This is a genomic window from Szabonella alba, from assembly GCF_016765775.1.
Taxonomy (GTDB): Bacteria; Pseudomonadota; Alphaproteobacteria; order Rhodobacterales; family Rhodobacteraceae; genus Szabonella; species Szabonella alba.
In genome coordinates, this window is the sequence record NZ_JAESVN010000009.1 from 68,609 (window position 1) to 94,364 (window position 25,756).

Annotated in this window: 23 protein-coding genes; 13 read left to right on the plus strand and 10 right to left on the minus strand. The window is 65.9% G+C overall.

What is annotated here, in order from left to right; translation table 11 throughout:
- Positions 1–2 precede the first annotated feature (2 nt).
- Positions 3–899, plus strand: coding sequence for an SMP-30/gluconolactonase/LRE family protein (locus tag JL811_RS16605; RefSeq protein ID WP_202689826.1), 897 nt, complete (start codon positions 3–5; stop codon positions 897–899).
- Positions 900–1,016: 117 nt separating this feature from the next.
- On the opposite strand, the gene JL811_RS16610 is transcribed toward JL811_RS16605, so the two are convergent.
- On the minus strand, positions 1,017–2,558 hold the full coding sequence (locus JL811_RS16610) for an alanine/glycine:cation symporter family protein (protein WP_202689827.1): 1,542 nt from the start codon (positions 2,556–2,558) through the stop codon (positions 1,017–1,019).
- A 13-nt stretch (positions 2,559–2,571) separates the two neighbouring features.
- Positions 2,572–3,006, minus strand: a complete 435-nt coding sequence (locus JL811_RS16615; protein WP_202689828.1) for a universal stress protein — start codon at positions 3,004–3,006, stop codon at positions 2,572–2,574.
- A 377-nt stretch (positions 3,007–3,383) separates the two neighbouring features.
- On the opposite strand from JL811_RS16615, the gene JL811_RS16620 reads away from it, so the two are divergent.
- The 3 genes from JL811_RS16620 to JL811_RS16630 are packed head-to-tail and all read left to right on the plus strand — an operon-like array spanning position 3,384 to position 6,450.
- Positions 3,384–4,172 (plus strand): inositol monophosphatase family protein, encoded by a 789-nt coding sequence (locus JL811_RS16620; protein ID WP_202689829.1) that lies wholly within the window; start codon positions 3,384–3,386, stop codon positions 4,170–4,172.
- Positions 4,173–4,180: 8 nt separating this feature from the next.
- On the plus strand, positions 4,181–5,380 hold the full coding sequence (locus JL811_RS16625; protein ID WP_202689830.1) for an AMP-binding protein: 1,200 nt from the start codon (positions 4,181–4,183) through the stop codon (positions 5,378–5,380).
- A complete protein-coding gene (locus tag JL811_RS16630) occupies positions 5,377–6,450 on the plus strand; it encodes a thiolase family protein (RefSeq protein WP_202689831.1) in 1,074 nt (357 codons plus the stop codon). Before JL811_RS16625 ends, JL811_RS16630 begins: the two co-directional genes overlap by 4 nt.
- A gap of 125 nt (positions 6,451–6,575) precedes the next feature.
- On the opposite strand, the gene JL811_RS16635 is transcribed toward JL811_RS16630, so the two are convergent.
- Entirely contained in the window at positions 6,576–7,040 is a 465-nt protein-coding gene (locus tag JL811_RS16635) for an Lrp/AsnC family transcriptional regulator (protein WP_202689832.1), read from the minus strand.
- A 103-nt stretch (positions 7,041–7,143) separates the two neighbouring features.
- Between JL811_RS16635 and putA the strand changes: the two genes are divergently transcribed.
- Together putA and JL811_RS16645 are read left to right on the plus strand one after the other, a co-directional pair.
- The gene (putA, locus tag JL811_RS16640) at positions 7,144–10,611 is read left to right on the plus strand and encodes a bifunctional proline dehydrogenase/L-glutamate gamma-semialdehyde dehydrogenase PutA (protein WP_202689833.1); all 3,468 of its coding nucleotides are present in this window, start codon (positions 7,144–7,146) and stop codon (positions 10,609–10,611) included.
- Between the two features lie 128 nt (positions 10,612–10,739).
- Complete coding sequence (locus JL811_RS16645) at positions 10,740–11,486, plus strand: rhomboid family intramembrane serine protease (RefSeq protein WP_202689834.1); 747 nt, start codon at positions 10,740–10,742, stop codon at positions 11,484–11,486.
- A gap of 13 nt (positions 11,487–11,499) precedes the next feature.
- Here the strand turns inward: JL811_RS16645 and metF are convergent, their stop codons facing one another.
- Positions 11,500–12,369, minus strand: coding sequence for a methylenetetrahydrofolate reductase [NAD(P)H] (metF, locus tag JL811_RS16650; RefSeq protein ID WP_202689835.1), 870 nt, complete (start codon positions 12,367–12,369; stop codon positions 11,500–11,502).
- Positions 12,370–12,462: 93 nt separating this feature from the next.
- Between metF and JL811_RS16655 the strand changes: the two genes are divergently transcribed.
- Both JL811_RS16655 and JL811_RS16660 read left to right on the plus strand, forming a co-directional pair.
- Entirely contained in the window at positions 12,463–13,383 is a 921-nt protein-coding gene (locus JL811_RS16655) for a LysR family transcriptional regulator (protein ID WP_202689836.1), read from the plus strand.
- A 114-nt stretch (positions 13,384–13,497) separates the two neighbouring features.
- Entirely contained in the window at positions 13,498–13,962 is a 465-nt protein-coding gene (locus JL811_RS16660) for a DMT family transporter (RefSeq protein WP_202689837.1), read from the plus strand.
- 37 nt (positions 13,963–13,999) lie between these two features.
- Here JL811_RS16660 and tdh read toward each other — a convergent pair whose 3' ends face one another.
- The 5 genes from tdh to JL811_RS16685 all read right to left on the minus strand — a co-directional run bounded on the left by tdh (position 14,000) and on the right by JL811_RS16685 (position 18,826).
- The gene (gene tdh, locus JL811_RS16665) at positions 14,000–15,025 is read right to left on the minus strand and encodes an L-threonine 3-dehydrogenase (protein ID WP_202689855.1); all 1,026 of its coding nucleotides are present in this window, start codon (positions 15,023–15,025) and stop codon (positions 14,000–14,002) included.
- 8 nt (positions 15,026–15,033) lie between these two features.
- Positions 15,034–16,227: a glycine C-acetyltransferase gene (locus JL811_RS16670; protein ID WP_202689838.1), complete on the minus strand. Its 1,194-nt coding sequence runs from the start codon at positions 16,225–16,227 to the stop codon at positions 15,034–15,036.
- Positions 16,228–16,543: 316 nt separating this feature from the next.
- The gene (locus tag JL811_RS16675) at positions 16,544–17,197 is read right to left on the minus strand and encodes a helix-turn-helix domain-containing protein (RefSeq protein WP_420496788.1); all 654 of its coding nucleotides are present in this window, start codon (positions 17,195–17,197) and stop codon (positions 16,544–16,546) included.
- Positions 17,160–18,287, minus strand: coding sequence for a 3-dehydroquinate synthase (gene aroB / locus JL811_RS16680; RefSeq protein ID WP_202689839.1), 1,128 nt, complete (start codon positions 18,285–18,287; stop codon positions 17,160–17,162). Before aroB ends, JL811_RS16675 begins: the two co-directional genes overlap by 38 nt.
- On the minus strand, positions 18,284–18,826 hold the full coding sequence (locus JL811_RS16685) for a shikimate kinase (RefSeq protein WP_202689840.1): 543 nt from the start codon (positions 18,824–18,826) through the stop codon (positions 18,284–18,286). Before JL811_RS16685 ends, aroB begins: the two co-directional genes overlap by 4 nt.
- A 336-nt stretch (positions 18,827–19,162) precedes the next feature.
- On the opposite strand from JL811_RS16685, the gene JL811_RS20175 reads away from it, so the two are divergent.
- The 5 genes from JL811_RS20175 to JL811_RS16705 all read left to right on the plus strand — a co-directional run bounded on the left by JL811_RS20175 (position 19,163) and on the right by JL811_RS16705 (position 25,352).
- Entirely contained in the window at positions 19,163–19,297 is a 135-nt protein-coding gene (locus JL811_RS20175; RefSeq protein WP_273542500.1) for a hypothetical protein, read from the plus strand.
- Positions 19,287–20,825, plus strand: a complete 1,539-nt coding sequence (locus JL811_RS16690; protein WP_202689841.1) for a hypothetical protein — start codon at positions 19,287–19,289, stop codon at positions 20,823–20,825. Before JL811_RS20175 ends, JL811_RS16690 begins: the two co-directional genes overlap by 11 nt.
- Positions 20,822–21,778, plus strand: a complete 957-nt coding sequence (locus JL811_RS16695; protein WP_202689842.1) for a tyrosine recombinase — start codon at positions 20,822–20,824, stop codon at positions 21,776–21,778. The genes JL811_RS16690 and JL811_RS16695 overlap by 4 nt, the downstream gene beginning before the upstream one ends.
- The gene (locus tag JL811_RS16700) at positions 21,778–23,082 is read left to right on the plus strand and encodes an HlyC/CorC family transporter (protein WP_202689843.1); all 1,305 of its coding nucleotides are present in this window, start codon (positions 21,778–21,780) and stop codon (positions 23,080–23,082) included. Before JL811_RS16695 ends, JL811_RS16700 begins: the two co-directional genes overlap by 1 nt.
- A gap of 230 nt (positions 23,083–23,312) precedes the next feature.
- Complete coding sequence (locus JL811_RS16705) at positions 23,313–25,352, plus strand: ASKHA domain-containing protein (RefSeq protein WP_202689844.1); 2,040 nt, start codon at positions 23,313–23,315, stop codon at positions 25,350–25,352.
- A 112-nt stretch (positions 25,353–25,464) separates the two neighbouring features.
- On the opposite strand, the gene JL811_RS16710 is transcribed toward JL811_RS16705, so the two are convergent.
- Complete coding sequence (locus tag JL811_RS16710; protein WP_202689845.1) at positions 25,465–25,755, minus strand: DUF1330 domain-containing protein; 291 nt, start codon at positions 25,753–25,755, stop codon at positions 25,465–25,467.
- Between the last annotated feature and the right edge of the window lies 1 nt (position 25,756).

Consider the following 25,756-nt stretch of genomic DNA (forward strand, 5'->3'; position numbering starts at 1 on the left):
CCATGAACCCCTGTTACCGGATCGACGACCCCCGTTTCCGCGCCCTGATCCAGCCAAATGCGCATCTGGAACGTCTGGCGACCGGACTTCGCTGGGCGGAGGGGCCGGTCTGGTTTCCGCTGACGCAGGTGCTGCTGTTCTCGGATATCCCGAATGAACGCATCATGTGCCTGACGATGGAGGGGGAACTGTCGGTCCATCGCCCTGCCTCGGGCTTTGCCAATGGTCATACGCGCGATGCCGAGGGGCGGCTGGTCTCCTGCCTGCATGGGCGCCGCGCGGTGGAGCGTACGGGGCATGACGGTAGGGTCACGGTGATTGCCGATGCCTATGACGGGCGGCGACTGAATTCGCCCAATGATCTGGTGGTGAAATCCGACGGATCAATCTGGTTCACCGATCCGACCTATGGAATCCTTGGCGATTATGAGGGTTATCGCGCCGATCCCGAACAGCCCTGCCATGGCGTTTACCGCGTCGGCACGGATGGGCGCATCAGCCTTGTCTGCGACAGTTTCGTGCAGCCCAACGGGCTGGCCTTTTCCCCCGATGAAAGCACGCTTTACATCGCCGAAAGCGGATCGAGCCATGATGCCGCCGTGCCTTCGGTGATCCGCGCCTTTCCGGTGACGGGCGAAACGCTGGGGGCGGGGCGCGATCTTTGCACCATTGATGCGGGCCTGCCCGACGGATTCCGCGTCGACCGAAACGGCTATATCTGGTCGTCGGCGGCCGATGGCATCCATGTCTTTGCGCCCGATGGCAAGCGTCTGGGCAAGATCTTCGTGCCCGAGGTGGTGTCAAACCTGACCTTTGGCGGCCCGCGCCTGAACCGGCTGTTCATCACCGCGACCACATCGGTCTATGCGATCTATGTCGAAAGCGGGCCAGTGGTCTGACGGGGCCGGATGATCGCCCCCCGCAGGGGCCGCCGGATCACGCGCTGATGATGTGAAAAGGGGGGCCGTGGCCCCCCTTTCCTGTCCGGCATGATGCCGATTTTCGGTTGCTCTGCCTTACTTGAAGCGGCGGATTTCACCGGATTCCAGACGTGCGAGATAGCTTTCGAGTTCGCGCTTCACCACAGGCATCAGGACGTAAAGACCGATGATGTTGAAGATCGCCATCGCAAAGATCGCCGCATCCGAGAAGTCGATGACCGGGCCAAGGCTGGCCGCAGCCCCGATAATGACGAAGACGCAGAAGATGCATTTGAACACCAGTTCCGTCGTCTGCCCTTCGCCAAAGAGATAGGTCCAGGCCTTCAGCCCGTAATAGGCCCAGGAGATCATCGTCGAGAAGGCGAACAGCACGACCGCAACCGCCAGCAGATAGGGGAACCAGGGCATTGCCGCACCGAAGGCTGCCGAGGTCAGGCCGACGCCCGTGGCGCCCGTCGCCGTGGCCACCTGTCCGCCTTCGGTCAGGATGTACAGCCCGGTTTCCGGATCGGTCAGCAACTGGCCGGTGATGATGATCACCAGCGCGGTCATGGTGCAGATCACGACCGTGTCGATGAAGGGCTCCAGGAGCGAAACGAAGCCCTCGGTGATCGGTTCCTTGGTACGCACCGCCGAGTGGGCGATGGCCGCAGAGCCGACGCCCGCCTCGTTCGAGAAGGCCGCGCGGCGGAAGCCCTGGATCAGCGCGCCGATCATGCCGCCGACAATGCCGTTGCCGGTAAAGGCACCGTTGATGATCTGGCCGAAGGCCCAGCCGATGCTGTCCGCATTCATGATAAGAATGAGCAGTGCGACACCGACATAGAGGATCCCCATGATCGGCACGACCTTTTCGGTCACCCGGGCGATGGATTTCAGGCCGCCCACGATGACCGCAAAGACGATGGCCGCAAAGACGACCCCGGTGATCCAGCCGGGAAATTCGCCGACAATGCCTGCGATCTGCTGATGCGCCTGATTGGCCTGGAACATGTTGCCGCCGCCCAGCGACCCCAGAACGCAGAAGATCGCGAACATCACCGCAATGAATTTGCCGCCCGGCACACCGCGCTCGGCAAAGCCCTTTGTGATGTAATACATCGGGCCGCCCGAAACCGTGCCATCGGGATATTCATTGCGGTATTTCACGCCCAGCGTACATTCGGTGAATTTCGAGGCCATCCCCAGAAGACCGGCAAGGATCATCCAGAAGGTTGCGCCCGCACCACCGATGGACACCGCGACCGCAACGCCCGCAATATTGCCCAGACCGACCGTGCCCGACAGCGCCGTGGCCAGCGCCTGGAAATGGCTGACCTCGCCCGCGTCATTTGGGTCGGAATACTTGCCCGCGACCAGATGCAGCGAATGGCGCCAGACCCGGAACTGGATGAAGCCGAAATACAGCGTGAAGACCGAGGCCGCGATCACCAGCCAGGCCACGATCCAGGCAAAATTCGTCCCCGGGATGGGGGCGAAGATGAAGTTGACGAACCAGCCGGTCGCCCCGGCAAAGGCCTCGTTTACCGCGGCATCAATGCCGCCCTCCTGCGCCATGACGGGCGCAGCCGCGAACAGGGCCACAAGGCCCGCGAAAAATCGTTGGAAAAGTGTCATGCCTGATCCCCTGTCATGGAACGATGGTGCAGGGGACGGGCGCAACCTGCGCAAGCGTCCCGGCGACGGATCCGAAAACCCGGCTCATCATGCCGGAATTCCCGGTGCGTCCGGTCACGATCTCGATGGCGCCCTGCTTTTCGGCGATATCACAGATCGTCTCGACGACGTGACCATAGCGGATCGCGCTTTCCAGCCCGACGCCCTGCCCGTCATAGCGCGTGATCAGCGGCGAGATGATCGCCTCTTCCGCCCGTGCGAGTTCCTGCTTGCGGCGGGCGTGGCGCTCTTCCAGTTCCTCTGGCGTGAGGAAGGTGTAAGGCGACCATTCCAGCACGTGAACGACCAGCAGCGAGGCTCCCAGTCCCTTGGCGCGGGCATGGGCGTGGGCCATGGCGCGTGCGCCGGCCTCGCTTCCATCCACCGCGACGATGATCTTTCCTGTCATCCGCAGGCTCCCTTTATTGTTGTCTGTCCCTGACCGGAGCGGCGCCCGTGTCCGAATGCCGCGCCCGATGCTTCACTATGCCTCATTTCGGGCGGCGTTTTTTCCCGAACTGCCCGTCACAGACAGGCGGAACGACCGAAATCCGGGGGATTGTCGCGAAAATGTGCAAGATCCTTCCCTTTGAACGATCCACCAGCACCGTTTTCAGCGCGATTGCGGCCTTCGGCGCGACAATTCTGCCCCGGCCCTGCCCCGGACCTGCACCGCACACCCCTGCGGCAGACCCGCCAAGATTGACCGCACCGCCCCTGCGTGGCTCTTGGCTTCCGGCCCCGCGGCGCGTATAGCCGGGCCGGATCACGGATGGAGCCCGACCGATGCAAGGCAGCGCAAACCTCAACCTGATGATGAAGGCCGCCCGCAAGGCGGGCCGTTCGCTGGTGAAGGATTTCCGTGAAGTGGAGAATCTTCAGGTTTCCAGCAAGGGCCCGGGCGATTTCGTCTCGCGCGCGGATCGCGAGGCCGAGCGCCTGATCCGCGACGACCTGACCACCGGACGCCCGACCTATGGCTTTCTGGGGGAGGAGACCGGCGAGACCGAGGGTGCCGACCCGACCCGGCGCTGGATCGTCGATCCGCTGGACGGCACCACGAACTACCTGCATGGCCTGCCGCATTGGGCCGTATCCATCGCATTGGAACACAAAGGCGAGATTGTCTCGGGCGTGGTCTATGACCCGGCCAAGGATGAAATGTACTGGGCCGAGAAGGGCGCCGGGGCCTGGATGAACGAACGCCGCCTGCGCGTTTCGGGCCGCCGCCAGATGATCGAGTCGATCTTTGCCACCGGCGTGCCCTTCGGCGGGCGCGGAACGCTGCCCGCCACCCTGCAGGATCTAGCGCGCCTGATGCCGGTCTGCGCGGGCGTACGCCGCTGGGGCGCTGCGTCGCTTGATCTCGCCTATGTCGCGGCGGGCCGTTTTGACGGCTATTGGGAACGCGGAGTTCAGGCCTGGGACATCGCGGCGGGCATGCTTCTGGTGAAAGAGGCGGGCGGATTTGTCTCGGCCATCCGTGATGGCGATGACCCGCTGGGCAAAGGCGCGGTGATCTGCGCCAATGAGCCGCTCTTCGATCCGTTCCGCAGAATCATCCGGGGCGAGTGAGCCCGGGGATGGCCGGGGCGGCGGAAGACGGCTTCCTCCCCCATCCTCAGGCGCGACTGTTCGGCCCTGACGGGCAGAAGGTGGCCCTGCCGCAGTTGCAGGCCGCGAACCGCCCCGCTGTTCTGCCCGACCGCCCTGCCCTTCCCGCCTTGCTGGCGGCCTTCGGGCAATCCTTCCGCATCGGCGCACCCGAGGCCCCCGCGCCTGTCACAGGGTTCGAGACGCTGACATCGGGCTCCACCGGCACGCCCCGCCGCATTGCGCGCAGCTTTGCCTCATGGCAGGCGGGTTTTGCGGTCAATGCTGCGCTGTTCGGCACCGGAACCGGCGCGCGGGTCGGCGTGATCGGCCGACTGTCGCAATCGCTGGCCCTGCATGGCGCGGTCGAGGCGCTGGCTCTGGGGGCGGAGCTGCATCTGCTGGACTGTCTGCGCCCGGACCGTCAGCGCGCCGAACTGGCGCGGCGCGGGGTCACCCTGCTTTGGGCCGCACCGGCACAGCTTCACCTGCTGACCGAGGCGCCCGGCCCTGATCTGCCCGCCCTGCGCTGGCTGCTTTGCGGCGGGGCCAAACTGGACAGCGCATTGCGCGCCCGTGTCGCCCGCCTTGCCCCCCATGCCGCGCTGCGCGAATTCTTCGGCGCGGCGGAAACCAGTTTCATCACCCTTGCCGATGCCGAGACCCCGCCCGAAACCGTCGGGCGGCCCTATCCCGGCGTCGAGATCCGGCTTTGCGATATGTCGGGCCAACCGGCAAATGAGGGCCGGGTGCAGGTCCGTTCCCCCTATCTTTTCAACGGTTACGCCTCCGATCCCGGATCGGCGCGCTGGCTGGCGGGGGCGGGCGGCTGGCTGGACCTGCCCGAAATCGCGCGATGGGAGGGGGCAAACCTGCGGCTGCTGGGCCGCCGCGACAGGATGTTCACCGTGGCCGGGCAGAACCTTTACCCCGAAGCGCAGGAAAGTTTCGCCCTTGGCCTGCCCGGTGTTGCGCGCTTTGCGCTGTTGCCGCGCCCGGACGGGCTGCGCGGCCAGCGCCCCGAGGCGGTGGTGATGGGCGATGCCACCTGCGCGGCTGTCATCCTGCAGGCGCTGCGCGCCGAATTCGGCGCGACGCTTGCGCCGCGCTGCCTGCATTGGCGCGCTGACTGGCCGCTTCTGCCCTCGGGCAAGACCGATCTGGCCGCGCTGATGCGGGGGCTGGAATGAGCGCCCATATCATCGCGGCACGGCGCAGCCCGGTCATGACTGCGGGCGGGGCCTTCGCGCGGCTGGACCTTCACCATCTGGCCCGTCCGGTGATTGCGGCCTGTCTGGCCGATGCCGGGGTTGAACCGGGCGAAGTGGAGGAGTTGATCTGCGCCAATGCGCTGGCTGCGGGCGGCAATCCGGCGCGGGTTCTGGCGCTGGCGGCGGGCCTGTCTGAACGCGTGGCCGGGCTGACCATTGACCGGCAATGTGCAGGCGGGCTGGATGCGATCCGGCTGGGGGCGGCGCTGATCACGGCAGGGGCGGCGGATCTGGTGCTGGCGGGCGGGGTCGAAAGCGCGTCACGCCGCCCGATCCGGATGCGCACCGATCCCGGGGGTGGTCCGCCCGTTGCCTATGACGCGCCGCCCTTCACCCCTTGGCCCGAACGCGACCCCGACATGCATGAGGCCGCCGCCACCCTTGCCCTGCGGCTGGGCATTTCACGCGTCGAACAGGACGCCTTTGCCGTGGCCTCCCATGCGCGGGCAATGGCGGCGGTGCTGCCCGAGATCGTGCCGGTTGCAGGCCATGCACGCGACGGTTTCACCCGGCAGTTGACCCCGGCCCTTGCGGCAAGGGCAAGGCCGGTCCATGGCACGATCACCGCCGCCAATGCCGCCGTCTCGGCCGATGCGGCGGCCTTCGTGCTGCTGGCCTCGGCCCGGATCGCATCCCGCGCGCCGCGCGCCCTGCGCATCCTTGCCAGTGCCACGCTCGGGGCCGCCACCGAAGATCCCGGCCTTGCCCCGATCCCGGCCATTGCCCGGATCTGGTCCCCCAGCGATGCGCTGGCACAGGCCGAGATCATGGAGGCCTATGCCGTGCAGGCCATCGCCTGTATCCGGGGCGCGGGCATCGACCCGGCCATTGTCAATCCGGGCGGCGGCGCTTTGGCGCGCGGCCATCCCATCGGGGCCTCGGGCGCGATCCTGGCCACAAGGCTGTTTCATGATCTTCAGTCCGGCCGGGGCCTTGCCGCCATCGCCGCCGCCGGAGGCATCGGCAGCGCCCTGCTGATCGGGGCCTGAGCCGCCCGCATGGTCCTCTCCTCCGACAGGGCTTTCACCTTGCCCAAATACCTCGGGGGGTGAGGCTCCGGCTCGCCGGAGCCGAGGGGGGCAGCGCCCCCCTTTTCTCGCCAGTGAAACGACCCTCAGGCGCCGACCTCTTTCACCGCCTCCATGCAGACATGGGTCGAGGTGCCCGCAACATGCGGCAGGGCCGAAATCCGTTCTCCCAGCACGCGGCGATATTCCTGAATATCCCCGGTCCGCACCTTCAGCAGATAGTCAAAGCGGCTGGCCATCATGTGGCATTCCTCAACCTCGGGCACGGCCATCACCGCGCGGTTGAAGGCCTGAAGCGCGGCCTCGCGCGTATCCGACAACCGCACCTCGACAAAGGCCACATGCGCCAGACCCATCTTGATCGGGTTCAGTTGCGCGCGATAGGCGGTGATGACGCCGGTTTCCTCCAGCCGTTTCATCCGCGCCTGTGTCGGCGATTTCGACAGGCCGATGCGCCGGGCAAGCTCGGTCGCGCTGATGCGCCCCTCCCCGGCCAGCACTCGCAGAATCGCCTGATCGAAGCGGTCCAGTTCCGGCATTGTCTCACTCATCCGCATCCCCCAAATCAGCCGATTCGGCTGCCATTTTACGTTAAACGGGACGAACGGCTTTGCAATCGCGTGTAATCTCGGGCCAAAGCAAGGAGTGCCCCCGATGACCACAAGCGCGCCGACCGATTTCTGGACCATCATCGACCACCATTCGCTGGCCGATGAGGCAAGCGTGCTGCGCGACCTGATCGCCGGGGCGGGGCTGTCGCAGGCCGACCGTGCACGCATCGCCGCCTCGGGCGCGGATCTGGTGACCAAGATCCGCAAATCGGCAAAGCCGGGGCTGATGGAGGTGTTTCTGGCCGAATACGGGCTTTCGACCGATGAAGGCATCGCGCTGATGTGTCTGGCCGAGGCGCTGCTGCGCGTGCCGGATGCCGACACGATGGATGCGCTGATCGAGGACAAGATCGCGCCCTCGGACTGGGGCCGCCATCTGGGGAATTCGGCCTCAAGCCTGGTCAATGCCTCGACCTGGGCCCTGATGCTGACGGGCCGGGTGCTGGAGGAACGCGAACCGGGGATCGCGGGTCATCTGCGCGCCGCCGTCAAGCGGCTGGGCGAACCGGTGATCCGCACCGCCGTCACCCGCGCGATGAAGGAAATGGGCCGCCAGTTCGTGCTGGGCGAAGCCATCGAGGCCGCGATGAAACGCGCGCGTGAGATGGAAAGTGAAGGCTATACCTACAGCTATGACATGCTGGGAGAGGCGGCCCGGACCGAGGCCGATGCGCGGCGCTATCATCTGGCCTATTCCGGTGCGATCACCGCCATCGCGAAGGCCGCAACCAGCGGCGATATCCGCAGCAATCCCGGCATTTCGGTGAAACTTTCCGCGCTGCATCCGCGATATGAGGTCGCCAAGCGCGCCCGGGTGATGGAGGAACTGGTGCCGCGTGTCCGCGCGCTGGCGGGGCTGGCGCGGGCGGCGGGGCTGGGGTTCAACATCGACGCGGAAGAGGCCGACCGTCTGGCCCTGTCGCTGGAGGTGATCGAGGCCGTGCTGTCCGATCCGGCCTTGCGCGGCTGGGACGGGTTCGGCGTGGTGGTGCAGGCTTACGGGCGGCGGGCAGGCGCGGTGATCGACTGGCTGAATGCGCTGGCAACCCGGCTTGACCGGCGCATCATGGTGCGGCTGGTCAAGGGCGCCTATTGGGATACCGAGGTGAAGCGCGCGCAGGTGCTGGGGCTGCACAGCTTCCCCGTCTTCACCCGCAAACAGGCCACCGATGTCAGCTATATCGCCAATGCGCGGAAACTGCTGGGCATGACCGACCGCATCTATCCGCAATTCGCCACCCATAACGCCCATACGGTCGCGGCGGTGCTGGATCTGGCTGCGGGGCTGGGTCTGGATCTCGGGGCCTTCGAGTTTCAGCGCCTGCATGGCATGGGCGAGCGTCTGCATGAAATCGTGCACAAGGATCAGGGCACGCGCTGCCGGATCTATGCGCCGGTGGGCGCGCATCGTGATCTTCTGGCCTATCTGGTGCGCCGCCTGCTGGAAAACGGCGCGAATTCCAGTTTCGTCAATCAGATCGTGGATGAGGACGTGCCCCCCTCCGAAGTGGCCGCCTGCCCGTTTGACGCCATCGAGGCCGCCGATCCGATTGCCAGCCCGGTGCTGAAACGCGGGCCGGACCTGTTCGGCGCGCGCTGCAATTCGCGCGGCTGGGATCTGACCGACCGCAGCGATCTTGCGGAAATCGAGGCGGCCCGTGCGCCCCATCACGAGACGCAGTTCGAGGCGCGGCCCATTCTTGCCGGTCCCGTGGCAACAGGGACGCCCGAGGCGCTGCGCAATCCCGCGACCGGCGCGCCGGTCGGGGATGTCCTGCCCGCAAGCCCCGCCGATCTTGAGACCGCGCTGAGCGCCGCCCGCATCTGGGACGCGTCGCCGCGCGACAGGGCCGAAGTGCTGCGCCGCGCCGCCGATCTGTATGAGGCGGAATTCGGGCCGATCTTCGCGATCCTCGCGCGCGAGGCGGGAAAGACCCTGCCCGATGCGGTGGGTGAATTGCGCGAAGCGGTTGATTTCCTGCGCTATTACGCGGCGGAGGGGGAGACGCTGACCGCCGCACCGCAGGGCATATTCACCTGTATCAGCCCCTGGAACTTTCCGCTGGCCATCTTCACCGGGCAGGTTGCGGCGGCGCTGATGGCGGGGAATGCGGTTCTGGCCAAACCCGCCGAACAGACGCCGCTGATCGCGCATCTGGCCGTCACCCTGCTGCATCGTGCGGGCGTGCCGATGACCGCGCTGCAATTCCTGCCCGGTGCGGGGGCCGTGGTGGGTGCGGCCCTGACATCCGATCCGCGCGTGGCGGGGGTCTGCTTTACCGGGTCAACCGCGACCGCGCTGACGATCCGCCGCGCGATGGCGCAGCACCTGTCGCCCTCGGCCCCGCTGATCGCGGAAACCGGCGGGCTGAATGCGATGCTGGTCGACAGCACGGCCCTGCCCGAACAGGCGGTGCGCGATATCCTTGCCTCGGCCTTTCAATCTGCGGGCCAGCGCTGTTCGGCGCTGCGGTGTCTGTATCTGCAGGAGGATATTTCCGGAACGGTGCAGGACATGCTGTTCGGCGCGATGGAGGATCTGGCGCTGGGGGATCCCTGGGATCTGGCGACCGATACCGGCCCGGTGATTGATGCGCGCGCACAGGCACAGATTGCCGAATACATCGCCGCCGCCCGGGCGCAAGGCCGCGTGATGAAGGAGTTGCGCGCGTCGCAGGCAGGGCATTTCATCGCCCCCACCGTGATCCGGGTCAAGGGCATCGCCGATCTGCAGCGGGAGGTGTTCGGCCCGGTCCTGCATCTCGCGACCTTTCCGGCAGGCGGAGTGACGGCGGTGATTGATGCCGTGAATAGAACGGGTTACGGGCTGACCTTCGGGTTGCATACGCGGATTGACGACCGGGTGCAAAAGGTCGTGGACCGAATCCATACCGGCAACACCTATGTCAACCGAAACCAGATCGGCGCCGTGGTGGGCAGTCAGCCCTTCGGAGGTGAGGGGCTGTCGGGCACCGGCCCCAAGGCGGGCGGGCCGCATTATCTGCACCGCTTCACCAAGGCCCCTGCCCCCGATCTGCCCGCCACCCCTGCCGCCGCAGCGCCACGGGATGCGGACCTGTCGCTGGCGCTTGCGGCGGCCGCGCTGAACCCTGATCCGGTCGCGGTGACCGATCTGCCGGGACCGACAGGCGAATCGAACCGCCTGACCGCCCTGCCGCGCGCGCCGCTGCTGTGCCTCGGACCCTCTGCCGCGCAGGCGATGGCGCAGGCCGAGGCGGTGCGGGCCAAGGGCGGGCGCGCGGTTGAGGCGCCCTGCCTGCCCCCCGAAAAACTGCGCCGGCTTGACGGGTTTTCAGGGGTTATCTGGTGGGGTGATGCGGCCACCGCGCGCGATTACGCGCAGGCACTGGCCGCGCGGGACGGCGCGATCCTGCCGCTGATCGGCGGGATGCCCGATGCCGCCCATGCCTGCCTTGAACGCCATGTCTGCATCGACACCACCGCCTCGGGCGGGAATGCACAACTGCTGGCCGAGGCCGGGGCGGAATGACCGCACCCGGAACGCGGCATCTGTCAAGCGGGCGCTGAGGAACCGGCGGGCAACAGGGGCGGCTGGGATGCCGGTGTCCCGCGCCAAGCCCGCTTGACGACGGCAAGGGGATCGGGAAGGCTCGCGCCATGTTTCCGATCCGCGATCACAACCCGTCCGAGCGGGTGCCCGTTGTCACCCGCGCGCTGATCCTGATCAATGTCGGGATCTTTGTGTATTGCTGGTTCGGCCTTCCCGATCAGGCCGCCATGGGCCGCGTCTTTATGGATTGGGGGCTGATCCCGGCGCGCATGACCTCGGGCAGCGCACTTGGCACGATCTTCACCTCGATGTTCATTCATGCCGGAGTGATGCATCTGATCGGCAATATGCTGTTTTTGTGGATCTTCGGCGACAACCTTGAGGATATGCTGGGCCATGGCCGGTTTTTGACCTTCTACCTGCTGACCGGGGTCGCGGCAGGCTTTGCACAGGTCGGCGCCGATCCTTTTTCGCCCATTCCGATGGTCGGCGCCTCGGGCGCGGTAGCGGGCGTGATGGGGGGATATCTGCTGTTCTTCCCACGCGCCAAGGTTGATGTGCTGTTCATCATCGTGATCTTTTTCCGCGTCTTCCCGATTCCGGCCTTCATCGTGCTGGGTGTCTGGTTCGGGCTGGAGCTTTTCAACGGATGGTCCACCCCGATGGACGGGGGCGGGGTGGCCTATTGGGCGCATGTCGGGGGATTTGCCGCCGGGCTGGTCATCGCCCTGCCCTTCTGGCTGGCCAATGGCGGGCCCGGGTTCTGGCGGCGGACAGACGGGCATCCCGACCATCCGGCCACCGAATACAGTTTCGCGAAATCCTCGATCCCCCGGACGGGGCGGCGGCGCTGACGGGGGTGCCCGCTCAGGCCACCTTTTCCAGAACCGCCGGCTGCTGGATCCCCAGCGCATGGCAGACATCGCGCGTCAGGCCGGGACGGTTCAGCGTGTAGAAATGCAGATCCTCCACCCCTTCCTCGATCAGCCGTGTGCACAGCGTGCTGCACTGGGTCAGCGCCAGCAGATCCTCACGCCCGTCGCGGGCGGCATTGGCAAAGGCCTCATCCAGCCGCAGGGGAACGGCGGTGCCGCAGCGGCCGGCGAATTTCTTGGTGCCCTCCCAGCTCTGGATCGGCAGGATGCCCGGGATGATCGGCGCGGTGATGCCTTCCTTGACGCAAAGATCGCGGAACCGCAGGAACGTATCGGCCTCGAAAAAGAACTGCGTGATGGCCGATGTGGCGCCCGCGTCGATCTTGCGCTTCAGCCAGCGCACATCGGCAAGCGTATCGGCGGCATCGGGATGCGGTTCCGGGTAGGCCCCGGCGCGGATCTTGAATTTTCCCGTCGCCGCCAGCGCCTCGATCAGTTCGACCGATGAACCGAAGCCCTCGGGATGCGGCATGAAGCGGTCCGCGCCTTTCGGCGCATCACCGCGCAGGGCCACAATCTCGGTCACGCCCGCCTCGGCATAGGCTTCGACAATCTCCATCGTCTCGGCGCGGGTCGCATCGACGCAGGTCAGATGCGCCGCAACATTCAGCCCGTAATTGCGCCCGATGGTCGCCACCGCCTCATGCGTCAGCTTGCGGGTCGTGCCGCCCGCCCCATAGGTGACAGACACGAATTCCGGCGACAGTGGCGCCAGCGCCTGCACGGTTTCCCACAGCCGGAAGGACGCATCCAGCGTCTGCGGCGGGAAGAATTCGAAGGAAATGCGCGGTGTAACGGTCATGGGTCTGGCTCCTGCTCTGGCCCCTCTTGTCGCTGATCCTGCGATGTGAGACAAATTCATAATTCTCAAGATCAATATGAGGATCACCACATAATGCACCTGGAGTTCCGCCATCTCCGCACGATCCGCGCCATCCATCAGGCGGGCGGACTGGCCCGGGCCGCCGATCTGTTGAACATGACGCAATCGGCGCTGTCGCATCAGGTCAAGGGGCTTGAGGATCAGGCCGGGGTCGAACTGTTCGTGCGCCGGTCAAAGCCGTTGAAACTGTCGGCGGCGGGGATCCGCATGCTGCGGCTGGCCGAACGGATCCTGCCCGAGATCGATGCGCTGGAAGAGGAATTCCGCGGCCTGCGCTCCGGCAAATCGGGGCGGCTGCATATCGCCATCGAATGCCATGCCTGTTTCGAATGGCTGTTTCCGGTGCTGGAGCTGTTCCGCCGCGCCTGGCCCGAGATCGACGTGGATATCCGCGCCGGGCTGGCGTTCGAGGCCCTGCCCGCGCTGCAACGCGAAGAGGTGGATCTGGTGATCTCCTCCGATCCGGTGCCATTGCCCGGCGTGACCTTCAATCCGCTGTTCGACTATCACCCGGTCTTTGTCGCCGCAGCCCAGAACCCGCTGGCGGCGAAACCCTATATCGAGGCCGAGGATTTCCGCGACCAGATGCTGATCACCTATCCGATCAGCCGCGACCGCATGGATATTTTCACCGAGCTTCTGACGCCTGCGAAGGTTGAACCGCGCGGCATGCGTGCGGTGGAGCTGACAGCCGTGATCCTGATGCTGGTCGGGTCGGATCGCGGGGTTGCGGTGCTGCCCGACTGGGTGGTGCGCGATATCCGCAGCCATGCCGATTACATCACGCGCCCGCTGGGTCCGCAGACCATCACCAAACGCCTTTATGCCGCGACGCGGGAAGAGGACGCGACCCGCCCCTTCATGGCACATTTCCTGCGGCTGGGGCGCAGCGAACCGGTGAAGCTGCAACGTCAGGACACGCCCGCAGGTTGATGCGGTGGCTTGCCCTGCGCGTCAGCCCCGCGAATCCGGGGCCGATTGACCCCGCCCACTCGGCTGCTAGGGTCTGGCATCCCGCCCGCCAGGGCCTCATGACAGGACACCCCCATGACCGCAGATACGCTTCGCTATGCGCTGGTGATGCTGGCCGCCGGGATCGGCATTCCGGTTCTGGCGGCGATGAACGCGCAACTGGGCGGGCGGATCGGCAGCCCTCCGGCGGCGGCGATGATCCTGTTTGTCGTGGCCTTTCTGGCCGCGACCGTCGTCACAGTGCTGACCAGCGGGCCGGGGCCGCTGCGGCTTGCACCGCTGCAGCCGAAACACCTGTTTCTGGCCGGGCTTCTGGTCGCCTTCTATGTCATCTCGATCACCACCGTCGCCCCGCGTTTCGGGATCGGCAATGCGGTGTTTTTCGTGCTTCTGGGCCAGATCATAGCCGCCGCGATGATCGACCATTTCGGCCTGTTCGGTGCGCTGCCCAAAGCGATGACCCTGCCGCGCGCGGGCGGCATCGCGCTGATGCTGGCGGGACTGGCGCTGATCCAGTTCGGTCAGGGCCGGGCACCCTGAGGCGCCGCACTGACCGGCCAGCCCCGGCGAACGCGCCTTAACCCCAGTCCAGCACGACCTTGCCCGACAGGCCCGACCGCATCGCGTCAAACCCTGCACCGAAATCTGCGGCCTTCATGCGATGCGTGATGACACGGCGCACATCCAGCCCATTTTCCAGCATCGCGATCATCTTGTACCAAGTCTCGAAAATCTCGCGCCCATAGACGCCCTTGATCGTGATGGCCTTGAAGACGATCCGGCTCCAGTCGACCGGCGATTTGCCTGGCGGGATGCCCAGCATCGCAATACGCCCGCCCATCACCAGTTCCTCGACCATCTGGTCAAGCGCGGCCTGACTGCCGGACATTTCCATGCCGACATCGAAACCCTGCACGATCTTGAGGCGCGATTTCACCGCCGCCATATCATCGGTTGCCACATTCACCGGCACCACATCGGCCACCTGCCCGGCCAGTTCCAGCCGCGCGGGGTTCACATCGGTGATTACCACATGGCGCGCGCCGACATGCCGCGCCACCGCCGCCGCCATGATGCCGATAGGCCCCGCCCCGGTGATCAGCACATCCTCCCCCACCAGATCGAAGGACAGCGCGGTATGAACGGCATTGCCCAAGGGATCAAGAATTGCGCCGATCTCATCATCAATCGTGTCGGGCAGCGGCACGACATTGAAGGCGGGCAGACGCAGATAGTCTGCAAAGGCGCCGGGTTCATTGACCCCGATCCCCCGCGTTGCGGGGTCCAGATGAAACTTGCCCGCCCGGCTTTGCCGCGACAGTTTGCCGATAAGATGCCCCTCGCCCGAACAGCGCTGCCCGATGGACAGCCCTTCGACATTGCGCCCGATCTCGACAATCTCACCGGCGAATTCATGCCCCGTCACCAGCGGCACCGGCACGGTGCGCGCGGCCCAGTCATCCCAGTTCCAGATATGCACATCCGTGCCACAGATCCCGGTCTTGCGGATGCGGATCAGCACATCGTCAGGCCCGATTGCGGGCACAGGACGGGTTTCCATCCACAGGCCCGGCTCGGGCCTTGCCTTGACCAGCGCCTTCATTTCATTCGTCATGCCAGCACCCCTGTCGCCTTGCCCGATGCCGCAAAGGCCTCCAGCGCGAAATCCAGATCCTCGCGTGTCAGGGCGGCGTTCATCTGCGTGCGGATGCGCGCCTGCCCCTTGGGCACGACCGGAAAGAAAAACCCCGCCACATGTACGCCGCGCCGCCCCAGATCGGCGGCCATGTCCTGCGCCAGCCGCGCCTCGCCCAGCATGACGGGAATGATCGGATGTTCGCCGGGCAGCAGGGTGAAGCCCAGATCTTCCAGCCCCGCCCGCCAATAGCGCGCATTGTCAAAGAGCCGCGCGCGCAGGTCATCGGCACCTTCGACCAGATCCAGCGCCGCCAGACCCGCCGCAACCACCACCGGCGGCAGAGCGTTTGAAAACAGATAGGGCCGCGCGCGCTGGCGCAGCAGGTCGATCACCGGTTGCGGCCCGGCGATATAGCCACCCAGCGCGCCGCCCAGCGCCTTGCCCAGCGTGCCGGTCAGGATATCGGCCCTGACCCCGGCATGGGCGGGCGTTCCGCGCCCCTCTGGCCCCATGAAACCGGTCGCATGGCAGTCATCCACCATGACCATCGCGCCGTAACGGTCCGCCAGCGCGCGGATTTCCAGCAATTTTGCCAGATACCCGTCCATCGAAAACACGCCGTCGGTCGCGATCATGATGAACCGCGCGCCGCCCTCGCGCGCCGCGATCAGTTGCGCCTCAAGTTCGGCCATGTCGGAATTGGCATAGCGGAACCGCCGCGCCTTGCAGAGCCGGATACCGTCAATGATGCTGGCATGGTTCAGCGCATCCGAGATGACCGCATCCTCGGGGCCCAGCAAGGGTTCGAACAACCCGCCATTGGCGTCGAAACAGGCGGCAAACAGGATCGAATCCTCCATGCCCAGATATTCCGCGATGCGCGCCTCAAGCGCGCGGTGCAGGTCTTGGGTGCCGCAGATGAACCGGACCGAGGCCATGCCGTAGCCTTGCCCCTCCAGCGCGCCCTGCGCCGCCGCGATCAGCGCCGGATGATCGGCCAGACCCAGATAGTTGTTGGCGCAGAGGTTCAACATCCGCTGCCCCTCCATCTCGACATGCGCGCCTTGTGGGCCGGTAATCAGCCGTTCCCGTTTCAGCAGGCCCTCGGCCTCGATCCCCTTCAAGGTCTCGCGCAGATGGTCCAGAAATTCGCCTTTATCCGCCATAGCAGACTCACCTCCTGTTTTCAGGATATATCCCGCCCCGTGTCGACCTCGTCAATATAAAAGAATCGAATCCGGCAAAACGGAACCCTCCCCTTCATCTGTTTCCAAATATCCTGCGGGGGGCCCGGGGGGCGCAAAGCCCCCCGGTTCTTCATCGCGGCGGGGCGCAAAGCCCCCCGGTTCTTCATCACGGCGGGGCGCAAAGCCCCCCGGTTCTTCATCACGGCGGGGCGCAAAGCCCCCCGGTTCTTCATCACGGCGGGGCGCAAAGCCCCCCGGTTCTTCATCGCGGCGGGGCGCAAAGCCCCCTATCCACTCAACTGTCCTGCACGATCAGAATGGCCCGGGCGGCCCCGCCTTCGGCCAGGATCGCATGATCGCGGTCGGCGGCATAGCGCGCCGCATCGCCGGGGCCCAGATGCTGTTCCTCCTCGCCTGCGCGCAGCGCGATCCGCCCTTCGATCACGGTCAGATGCTCGCGGCAACCGGGGGAATGGGCGGCACTTTCCAGCGCGCCGCCGGGATCAAAAACCAGATCATAGACTTCATGCCGGCCCACCGTTTCGGCGGGGGACAGGATGCGGATGCGCAGGCCCCGGCCATGGCCGGTCATCACCGGTGCCTCGGTGGCCCGGGTCACCTCGATAACCGGGCGGGGTGCGGGTTCCACCAGCCCCGCGAAATCCACGCCCAGCGCGCGGGTCAGGTTCCACAGCGTCGCAACCGTGGGGCTGGATTCGCCCCGCTCGATCTGGCTGACCATCGAACGGCTGACGCCCGAAAGCCCGGCCACGGCATCAAGGCTGAGGCCCCGCGCCTTGCGCGCGGCGCGCAGCCCTTCGGCCAGACGGCTGGTGATATCCTCGCCCCGTGTCATCTGCGCAGCATTCCAGCAGCGCCCGGCCCCGTCAATCGCCTCGTCAAGCGCCCCGTCAATGAGGCCGTCCCGATAGCGCGTCCTGCAGGACATCAAGCACGGGATCCGAAGGCACATCGGCGGCAACGAAGGCCTCCCCGATGCCGCGCGCAAGGATGAAGCGCAGCTTGCCGTCCACCACCTTCTTGTCCTGCCCCATCAGCGCCAGCAGCGCCTCGGCCCCCGGCAGATCGCCCGGAATATCGGCCAGATCGACCTTCATTCCCATGGCGCGCAGATGGGCGCGCACCCGGCTGGGCGCTTCCTGACTGCAAAGGCCCAGCCGCTGGCTGAGTTCAAAGGCCAGCGCGCAGCCGATGGCCACCCCTTCCCCATGCAACAGCCGGTCGGAATAACCTGTTGCCGCCTCCAGCGCATGGCAGAAGGTATGACCAAGGTTCAGCAGCGCGCGCTCGCCCTCCTCGGTCTCATCCCTCGCAACGATCCCCGCCTTCATCTCGACCGAGCGGCGGACGGCATATTGGCGCAGGTCCGCATCGCCTGTGGCCATGGCAGGCGCATTGACCTCAAGCCAGTCGAAGAAGTCCGCATCACCCAGCAGCCCGTATTTCACGACCTCGCCATAGCCCGCGCGGAAATCGCGCCCCGGCAGCGTGGCCAGCAAGCCGATATCGGCCAGAACAAGGCTGGGCTGGTGAAAGGCGCCAATCAGGTTCTTGCCGCGGGGGGAGTTGATGCCGGTCTTGCCGCCCACCGAACTGTCGACCTGCGACAGCAGCGAGGTCGGGATCTGCACGAATCGCACCCCGCGCCGCAGGATCGCGGCGGCAAAACCCGCCAGATCACCGATTACCCCGCCGCCCAGCGCGATGACGACATCGCGGCGCTCAACCTTCTGGTCCAGCAGCCATTCGGTCACGCGTTCCAGCTGCGGCCAGCCCTTCGTGCCCTCCCCCGGGGGCAGGATCAGCGCCTCGGAGGCGATGCCTTCGGCCTGCAATGCGGCACGCAGCGGGGCCAGATGCAGGGCGGCGACGTTCTCTTCGGTCACCACGGCGACGCGCGGACGGCGCAGCAGCGGCGCGATCTCGGCCCCGGCGCGCGCGACCAGTCCCGCACCGATGCGCACCTCATAGCTGCGCGCGCCCAGTTCGACCCGCACGATGTCGGTTTTTCCACTCATTGATGATTCTCCAGAACATCGGGGCGCGTGGTCAGGGCCGCCAGCACACGCCGCGCCATGGCCTCGATGGCCAGATCCGCCTCGGCATCCACCGCAAGATCAGCCAGCGCATAGACCGGCACGCGCGCCTCGTAGATCGCGCGCAGGCTTTCGCGCGGATTGGGCGTGCGCAGCAGGGGCCGCGTCGTCTTGTGACGCACCCGCTGCCAGAGCAGGTCAAGATCGGCGCGGATCCACACGGAAACCCCCTTGGCGGTAATCATCTCACGGTTCGCCGCCGACATGAAGGCCCCGCCCCCGGTCGACAGAATGCAGGGCGGACCATCCAGCAACCGCCCCACGACCTGAGTTTCTTTCAGCCGGAAGAAAGGTTCGCCGTCGCGTTCGAAAATCTCGGCGATGGACCGGTTTGCGGCGCGCACGATCTCTTCGTCCGAATCGAGGAAGGGCACGTCCAGAAGCCGTGCAAGGGCGGTGCCGACGGCGGTTTTTCCCGCCCCCATCATGCCCACCATCACCACCGATTTGCGCAATCGCATCGACGCCCTGCCCCCAGCTGCAGCCCCGCCATGACCTGCCGCGTGGCACCGCCCTGAGGCCCCGGGGGGGCCTGCAGGCAACGCCATGCGACAATGGCCGCGGGATCTTGTCCCCCAATAACGGGCGGTTTCGGGGCCTGTCCAGCCAAGACCGCCGTGAATAGCCGCCCGATGCCGGAAACTTTGATGACAGAGGGCGTGAACTCTGCCCCGAAGCCCTGTATAAGATGCCCAGAAGACCGGAACCCGCGAGGCGGGGACAACCGGCATGGGCAGTCCGGCCCCGCCAGTTGCGGGCCGGATCCGGAACAAGACCGAGGCAAGAAGGCGCAGTCGATGAAACTGATCGTGAAATTCCTTTTCGTGGTGGCGGTGCTGGCACTGGCCGGGCTTTCGGCCTTTGCCTATCTGACGGATCTTTCCCCCGAACAGGAACCCGTCACCCGACCGGTGATTCTGGATGCGCAATGACGCCTTGTGGCTTCTGCTGACGCTTCTGGCCGGGCTGGCGGCGGATCCCGCGCGCGCGCAGGATCCGATGTCGGCCATCGACTGGCTGTCGCAATCGGTCAGCAACCCAGCGCCGCTGCGCCCCGCCGAACCTGCCGTCACCGGTCAGGGCGGCGCGGTGCCCGCCGATGTGTTCGTCTCCACTCTGGACGGGCCCTCGCCGGACGGCGCGGGGATCCTGCCCTCATCGGTGACGGGCCTGCCGCGCAATCTGTGGGGCATCGGGCGCAGTTCCGAGATTGCCGAACTGCTGGCAACCGAACGGGTCGACATGATCCCGGCGCTGCAGGGGCTGCTGCTGACGCTGCTTCTGGCCGAGGCGCGCCCGCCTGCCGATGCAGCCCCGCCGGGGCTGCTGCTGCGCGCGCGGATCGACAAGCTGTTGGCGATGGGCGCGCTGGAACAGGCGCAGGCGCTGATCGTGGCGGCACAGGACCGCAGCCCCGAAATGTTCCGCCGCGCCTTTGATGTCGCGATGCTGACCGGGACCGAGGACCGGCGCTGCGATGAATTGCAGGACAATCCCGTGCTGGCCCCGACCTATCCGGCGCGGATCTTCTGCCTGGCCCGCGCGGGCGACTGGAACGGGGCCGCACTGACGCTGCGCGTGGCGCAGGCGCTGGGGCTGGTCACCGCCGAGGAGGACGCGCTGCTGTCGCGCTTCCTTGATCCCGATCTCTATGAGGGTGAGCCCCCCCTGACCCCGCCCCAGCCGGTGACCCCGCTGGCCTGGCGGATGCTCGAATCAATTGGCGAGGGGTTGCCCACCGCAGGCCTGCCGCTGGCCTTTTCCCATGCCGAACTGCGCGACACGGCGGGCTGGAAGGCACAGATCGAGGCGGCGGAACGCTTGGCCCGCGCCGGCGTGATCGACCCCAACGTGCTCTTGGGTATCTATACTGCGCGGCTTCCTGCCGCCTCGGGCGGGGTCTGGAACCGGGTGGAAGCGTTCCAGCGGTTCGAGACGGCACTGGCCGCGGGCGATCCCGGCGCGGTGGCGCGCACCATCGGCCCCGCCTGGCAGCAGATGGCCTCGGCGGAACTGGAACTGCCATTCGCAATTCTTTTTGCCGAACGCATCAACCGCCTGCCCCTGACCGGTGAGGCCGATGCGCTGGCCTTCCGTCTGGCGCTGCTTTCACCGGATTATGAGGCGGCGGCAATCCGGCGGGTCACCTCGGATCCGATGGAGAAATTTCTGATCGGTCTGGCGCGCGGTTCGCTTCAGGGGGTCAGCGCGCCCAGTTCGATGGCGCGTCTGATCGCACCCGCATTTCAGCGCCCCTCCCCGCCCGCCGAAATCAAGGCGCTCTTGGATGACAACCGGCTGGGCGAGGCGCTTTTGCGTGCCATGGACCGCATCGCACGCGGCCTGCATGGTGAGGGTCGCTTTGTCACCGACGGGCTGTCGGTGCTGCGGCAGGTGGGCATGGAGGATGTCTCACGCCGTCTGGCGCTGCAACTGATGCTGCTGGAACGGCGCGGATGACGCACGACACCGCCCGACATATCTCGACCTTCCTTGAGGCGCAGGCCGCCGAACTGGGGGCTGCCCGCAACACCTTGCTGGCCTATGGCCGCGATCTGACCGATTTCGGGGATTGGCTGGAAGGCCGCGGGCTGACCATCAAAGACATCGGACGCGAAGGCATCGAGAATTATCTTCTGCATTGCGAGGCGCAGGGGCTGGCGAAATCCACCCGCGCCCGCCGCCTGTCGGCCATCCGGCAACTGTTCCGCTTCGGGTTCGAAGAGGGCTGGCGTGGCGACAATCCCGCGCTGCGGCTGAAAGGCCCCGCCAAGGACGCCACCCTTCCCGCAACGCTGGACCGGGCCGAGATGGAGGCGCTGCTGGAGGCCGCGCGCGACAGCGGACGCGATGAGGGCGAAAGGCTCCGCAATATCTGTCTGATGGAACTGGCTTATGCGACGGGTATGCGGGTGTCCGAACTGGTTGAACTGCCGGTCGCGGCACTGCGGGGCAATCCCGCGATGATCCTCGTGCGCGGCAAGGGCGGCAAGGAACGCATGGTGCCGCTGTCCACCCCGTCCCGGGCGGCCTTGGCCGAATGGCTGAGCCATCGCGATGCGGCCGAGGCCGCACGTCCTGCCCCGGCACGGCCCTCACGCTTTGCCTTTCCGGGGCGCGGGGCTGCGGGTCATCTGACGCGGCAACAGTTTCATGGTCTGGTCAAGGGCTTTGCCCTTGCCGCCGGGATCGACCCGGCCCGCGTCACCCCGCATGTACTGCGCCATGCCTTTGCGACGCATCTGCTGGCCGGGGGCGCCGATCTGCGCGCGATCCAGATGCTGCTGGGTCATGCCGATCTTTCCACGACCGAAATCTACACCCATGTGCTGGACGAGCATCTGCGCACGCTGGTGCTGGACCATCATCCGCTGGCTCGGAACACTCTGGTTTTGAAGGACACTGAACGCTAATGGACACTTCTGCATTTGACACTGCCTTCTGGTTGACGGCTGCGGGCATTCTCGGCCTGCTCTGCATGTCGGCGTTTTTCTCAGGCTCGGAAACCGCTTTGACCGCCGCCTCGCGGGGTAAGCTCAAAGGCATGGCTGACAGGGGGTCGAGCGGGGCCGAATCGGCCCTCAACGTGACCGAGGACAGTGAAAAGATGATCGGGGCCCTGCTTCTGGGCAACAATATCGTCAATATCCTTGCGGCATCGCTGGCGACGGCCCTGCTGACACGTGCCTTCGGCGACAGCGGGGTGGCGCTGGCCACGCTGGTGATGACCGCGCTGGTGCTGGTCTTTGGTGAGGTTCTGCCCAAGACAATCGCCATCACCTTTCCCGAACCGGTTGCGTCCCGCGTTGCTCCGGTGATCCGCGTGCTGATCTTTGTCGGGGCTCCGGTGATTGCGGTGGTGCGCCTGCTGGTGCGGGGTATGCTGTATCTTCTGGGCATGCGCACGGATCCGAACAGCAAATTCCTTGCCCTGCGTGAGGAAATCGCGGGCGCCATCGCGCTTGGCCATTCCGAGGGCGCGGTCGAGAAAGAGGACCGCGACCGCCTGCTGGGCGCGCTGGACCTGTCGGACCGCACGGTTGAAGAAATCATGCGCCACCGGCGCGAGGTCGAGATGATCGACGCCGAAAAGGCGCCTTCGGACATCCTGACGCAGGTTCTGAACTCTCCCCATACCCGCCTGCCGGTCTATCGCGGCGATGACGAGAACATTCTGGGCGTGGTTCATGCCAAGGATCTTCTGCGAGAGGTGGACCGCCTGATCCGCCGAGGCGGCGCCGATGTGGCGACGCTGACCGATCTGGATATTCTCAAGATCGCGATGAAACCCTATTTCGTGCCGGAAACCACACCGCTGGACGAACAGATGCGCCAGTTCCTGAAGCGGCGCACGCATTTCGCGCTGGTGGTGGATGAATATGGTGCGCTGCGCGGGCTCATCACGCTGGAGGACATTCTGGAAGAGATCGTCGGCGAGATCCGCGACGAATTCGACATTGTCGAGAAGGATCAGTCGATTGTCCCGAATGAGGCGGGCGATTTCGACATCGATGGCGCCATGACCATCCGCGACCTGAACCGGATGACCGACTGGGGCCTGCCGGATGAAGAAGCCAATACCGTGGCCGGTCTCGTGATCCATGAGGCGCAGATGATCCCGAGTGAAGGGCAGGTCTTTGCCTTCCACGGCTTCCGCTTTGAGGTGGTAAGCCGCAAGGAAAACCGCCTGACCCGGCTGAAGATCCGTCCGCTTTGACGTGCTGCAGCCGGTCTGACCGGCGCGAGAGGGGGGCGCTGCCCCCGTCCCGTTTGCTGCGCGCAAACGGGACTCCCCCGGGATATTTGCGGACAGAAAAACCACCCCCGCAGGAGGCCCCACCGCACAGGGGCGAAAGCGGGCCACCCGATGCCGCTATCAGGCATTGCACCTGCGCGGGCGCGGCCTAGAAAGGGGCAGGCAGTAACGAGACAGGCAGGATACGCGTGATGTCGGATGAGGCACTGGTCATTTTCACCCCCTCGGGCAAGCGGGGACGCTTTGCCGTCGGCACACCGGTTCTGCAGGCTGCCCGCGCGCTTGGCGTCGATCTCGACAGTGTCTGCGGCGGACGCGGCATCTGTTCGAAATGCCAGATCACGCCGGGATATGGCGATTTTTCCAAACATGGCGTGACTGTTGCCCCCGATGCGCTGTCGGACTGGAACGCGGTCGAGGAGCGTTACAAATCGAAACGCGGCCTGATCGAGGGGCGGCGTCTTGGGTGTCAGGCAAAGGTCATGGGCGATGTCGTGATCGACGTGCCGCCCGAAAGTCAGGTCCATAAACAGGTGATCCGCAAACGCGCCGAGGCGCGGCAGATCACGCTCGATCCGGCGGTGCGGCTGCATTATATCGAGGTGGTCGAACCCGACATGCACGAACCCTCGGGCGATCTGGAACGCCTGTCGGATGCGCTGCGCGATCAATGGGATATCGCGCGCGTCACCTGCGCCTTTCCGGTGCTGGCCATTCTGCAGACCGCGCTGCGCAAGGGCGAATGGCGCGTGACCGTCGCCCTGCACCAGTCCGAAGACAGCGAAACGCCACGCATCCTGCATGTCTGGCCGGGACTGTATGAGGGCGGCATCTATGGCATGGCGGTCGATCTGGGCTCGACCACCATCGCGGGCCATCTGTGCGACCTGCGCACCGGCGACGTGCTGACCTCTTCGGGGCTGATGAACCCGCAGATCCGCTTTGGCGAGGATCTGATGAGCCGCGTGTCCTATTCCATGATGAATGAAAACGGCGCGGCCGAGATGACGGCGGCGGTGCGCGACGGCATGAACCGGCTGTTCGGACAGGTGGCGGATGAGGCCGGGATCGACCGCAATCTGATCCTTGATGCGGTTTTCGTCTGCAACCCGGTCATGCATCACCTGTTTCTGGGCATCGACCCCTATGAGTTGGGTCAGGCGCCCTTCGCGCTGGCGACATCGAATGCGCTGCGCCTGCGGGCGCGGGATCTGGGGCTGGATGTCCATCCGGCGGCGCGGGCCTATCTTCTGCCCTGCATCGCGGGCCATGTGGGCGCGGATGCCGCTGCCGTGGCCCTGTCGGAAGCGCCCGAGAAATCGGCCGAACTGCTGCTGGTCGTCGATGTCGGCACCAATGCCGAGATTCTGCTGGGCAATACCGAAAAGGTGCTGGCCTGTTCGTCCCCCACCGGGCCCGCCTTTGAAGGCGCGCAAATCTCATCGGGGCAGCGCGCTGCACCGGGCGCCATCGAGCGGGTGGAGATTGACCCCGCAACCAAGGTGCCGCGCTTCCGCGTGATCGGCTGTGATCTGTGGTCCGACGATCCGGGTTTTGCCGAGGCGACCGCCGCCAGCGGGATCACCGGCATCTGCGGATCGGGCATCATCGAGATGGTGGCCGAAATGCGCATGGCCGGGCTGGTGGACGGGCCGGGCCTGATCGGGTCGCCCGATCAGACCGGATCGGACCGCATCTTTCAGGACGGGCGGACATGGTCCTATCTGGTGCATGATGCCAGTGCCTCGGGCGGGCCGAAAATCACCGTCACCAACCGCGATATCCGCGAGATCCAGATGGCCAAGGCAGCACTTTATTCCGGCGCACGGCTGTTGATGGACAAGTTCGGCGTGGACAAGGTTGACCGGATCGTGCTGGCCGGGGCCTTTGGCGCGCATATCAGCCCGAAACATGCGATGGTTCTGGGCATGATCCCCGACGCGCCGCTGGACAAGGTGACAAGTGCCGGCAATGCTGCCGGAACCGGCGCGCGGATCGCATTGCTGAACCGCCGCAGCCGCGCCGAGATCGAGGATACCGTGCGCCGCATCCACAAGATCGAAACCGCAATCGAACCCCGGTTTCAGGAGCATTTCGTCAATGCCTCCCATATCCCCAATGCGGTGGAACCCTTCCCGGTCCTGTCCGGGCTGGTGACCCTGCCGGATGTGATTTTCAATACCGGCGGCGGTGACGGTGAGGGTGGCGGACGGCGGCGCAGACGGGGCTGACGGGGCAGCAGCTCAAGGAAAAAGGGCGCCCCGATCAGGGCGCCCTTTGTGGTTTCGGTTCTGATTTCGGGGATGGGGCAAAGGTCTGCACCGCCTTGCCCCCCGCCCGCCCCTAGTCCAGTTCTTCCAGTACCATCAGGTCGCGGACGGACGCGCCCTTGGCATGGGCCAGCGCCGCCTGATATTCCGGGCTGTTATAGCATGCCACGCCCGCCTCGAGCGAAGGGAAGCGCGCCACGACATTGCGGGCGCGGTCGCGGCCCTCAAGCTGCACATAGCGCCCGCCGCGCGACAGGAACACCCCGCCATGGGCCGCAATTGCCGGGCCCGCAAGGGCGGCATATTGGCCATAAGCGTCGGCATCCGTCACCTCGACATGGGCGATCCACAATGCTGTCGGCATA

What these genes read in the sequence shown, in the direction of transcription:
- JL811_RS16605 (WP_202689826.1), top strand. Translation starts at nt 3, where the DNA reads ATGAACCCCTGTTACCGGATCGACGACCCCCGTTTCCGCGCCCTGATC.
- JL811_RS16610 (WP_202689827.1), bottom strand. Translation starts at nt 2,558, where the DNA reads ATGACACTTTTCCAACGATTTTTCGCGGGCCTTGTGGCCCTGTTCGCG.
- JL811_RS16615 (WP_202689828.1), bottom strand. Translation starts at nt 3,006, where the DNA reads ATGACAGGAAAGATCATCGTCGCGGTGGATGGAAGCGAGGCCGGCGCA.
- JL811_RS16620 (WP_202689829.1), top strand. Translation starts at nt 3,384, where the DNA reads ATGCAAGGCAGCGCAAACCTCAACCTGATGATGAAGGCCGCCCGCAAG.
- JL811_RS16625 (WP_202689830.1), top strand. Translation starts at nt 4,181, where the DNA reads ATGGCCGGGGCGGCGGAAGACGGCTTCCTCCCCCATCCTCAGGCGCGA.
- JL811_RS16630 (WP_202689831.1), top strand. Translation starts at nt 5,377, where the DNA reads ATGAGCGCCCATATCATCGCGGCACGGCGCAGCCCGGTCATGACTGCG.
- JL811_RS16635 (WP_202689832.1), bottom strand. Translation starts at nt 7,040, where the DNA reads ATGAGTGAGACAATGCCGGAACTGGACCGCTTCGATCAGGCGATTCTG.
- putA (WP_202689833.1), top strand. Translation starts at nt 7,144, where the DNA reads ATGACCACAAGCGCGCCGACCGATTTCTGGACCATCATCGACCACCAT.
- JL811_RS16645 (WP_202689834.1), top strand. Translation starts at nt 10,740, where the DNA reads ATGTTTCCGATCCGCGATCACAACCCGTCCGAGCGGGTGCCCGTTGTC.
- metF (WP_202689835.1), bottom strand. Translation starts at nt 12,369, where the DNA reads ATGACCGTTACACCGCGCATTTCCTTCGAATTCTTCCCGCCGCAGACG.
- JL811_RS16655 (WP_202689836.1), top strand. Translation starts at nt 12,463, where the DNA reads ATGCACCTGGAGTTCCGCCATCTCCGCACGATCCGCGCCATCCATCAG.
- JL811_RS16660 (WP_202689837.1), top strand. Translation starts at nt 13,498, where the DNA reads ATGACCGCAGATACGCTTCGCTATGCGCTGGTGATGCTGGCCGCCGGG.
- tdh (WP_202689855.1), bottom strand. Translation starts at nt 15,025, where the DNA reads ATGAAGGCGCTGGTCAAGGCAAGGCCCGAGCCGGGCCTGTGGATGGAA.
- JL811_RS16670 (WP_202689838.1), bottom strand. Translation starts at nt 16,227, where the DNA reads ATGGCGGATAAAGGCGAATTTCTGGACCATCTGCGCGAGACCTTGAAG.
- JL811_RS16675 (WP_420496788.1), bottom strand. Translation starts at nt 17,197, where the DNA reads ATGTCCTGCAGGACGCGCTATCGGGACGGCCTCATTGACGGGGCGCTT.
- aroB (WP_202689839.1), bottom strand. Translation starts at nt 18,287, where the DNA reads ATGAGTGGAAAAACCGACATCGTGCGGGTCGAACTGGGCGCGCGCAGC.
- JL811_RS16685 (WP_202689840.1), bottom strand. Translation starts at nt 18,826, where the DNA reads ATGCGATTGCGCAAATCGGTGGTGATGGTGGGCATGATGGGGGCGGGA.
- JL811_RS20175 (WP_273542500.1), top strand. Translation starts at nt 19,163, where the DNA reads ATGAAACTGATCGTGAAATTCCTTTTCGTGGTGGCGGTGCTGGCACTG.
- JL811_RS16690 (WP_202689841.1), top strand. Translation starts at nt 19,287, where the DNA reads ATGCGCAATGACGCCTTGTGGCTTCTGCTGACGCTTCTGGCCGGGCTG.
- JL811_RS16695 (WP_202689842.1), top strand. Translation starts at nt 20,822, where the DNA reads ATGACGCACGACACCGCCCGACATATCTCGACCTTCCTTGAGGCGCAG.
- JL811_RS16700 (WP_202689843.1), top strand. Translation starts at nt 21,778, where the DNA reads ATGGACACTTCTGCATTTGACACTGCCTTCTGGTTGACGGCTGCGGGC.
- JL811_RS16705 (WP_202689844.1), top strand. Translation starts at nt 23,313, where the DNA reads ATGTCGGATGAGGCACTGGTCATTTTCACCCCCTCGGGCAAGCGGGGA.
- JL811_RS16710 (WP_202689845.1), bottom strand. Translation starts at nt 25,755, where the DNA reads ATGCCGACAGCATTGTGGATCGCCCATGTCGAGGTGACGGATGCCGAC.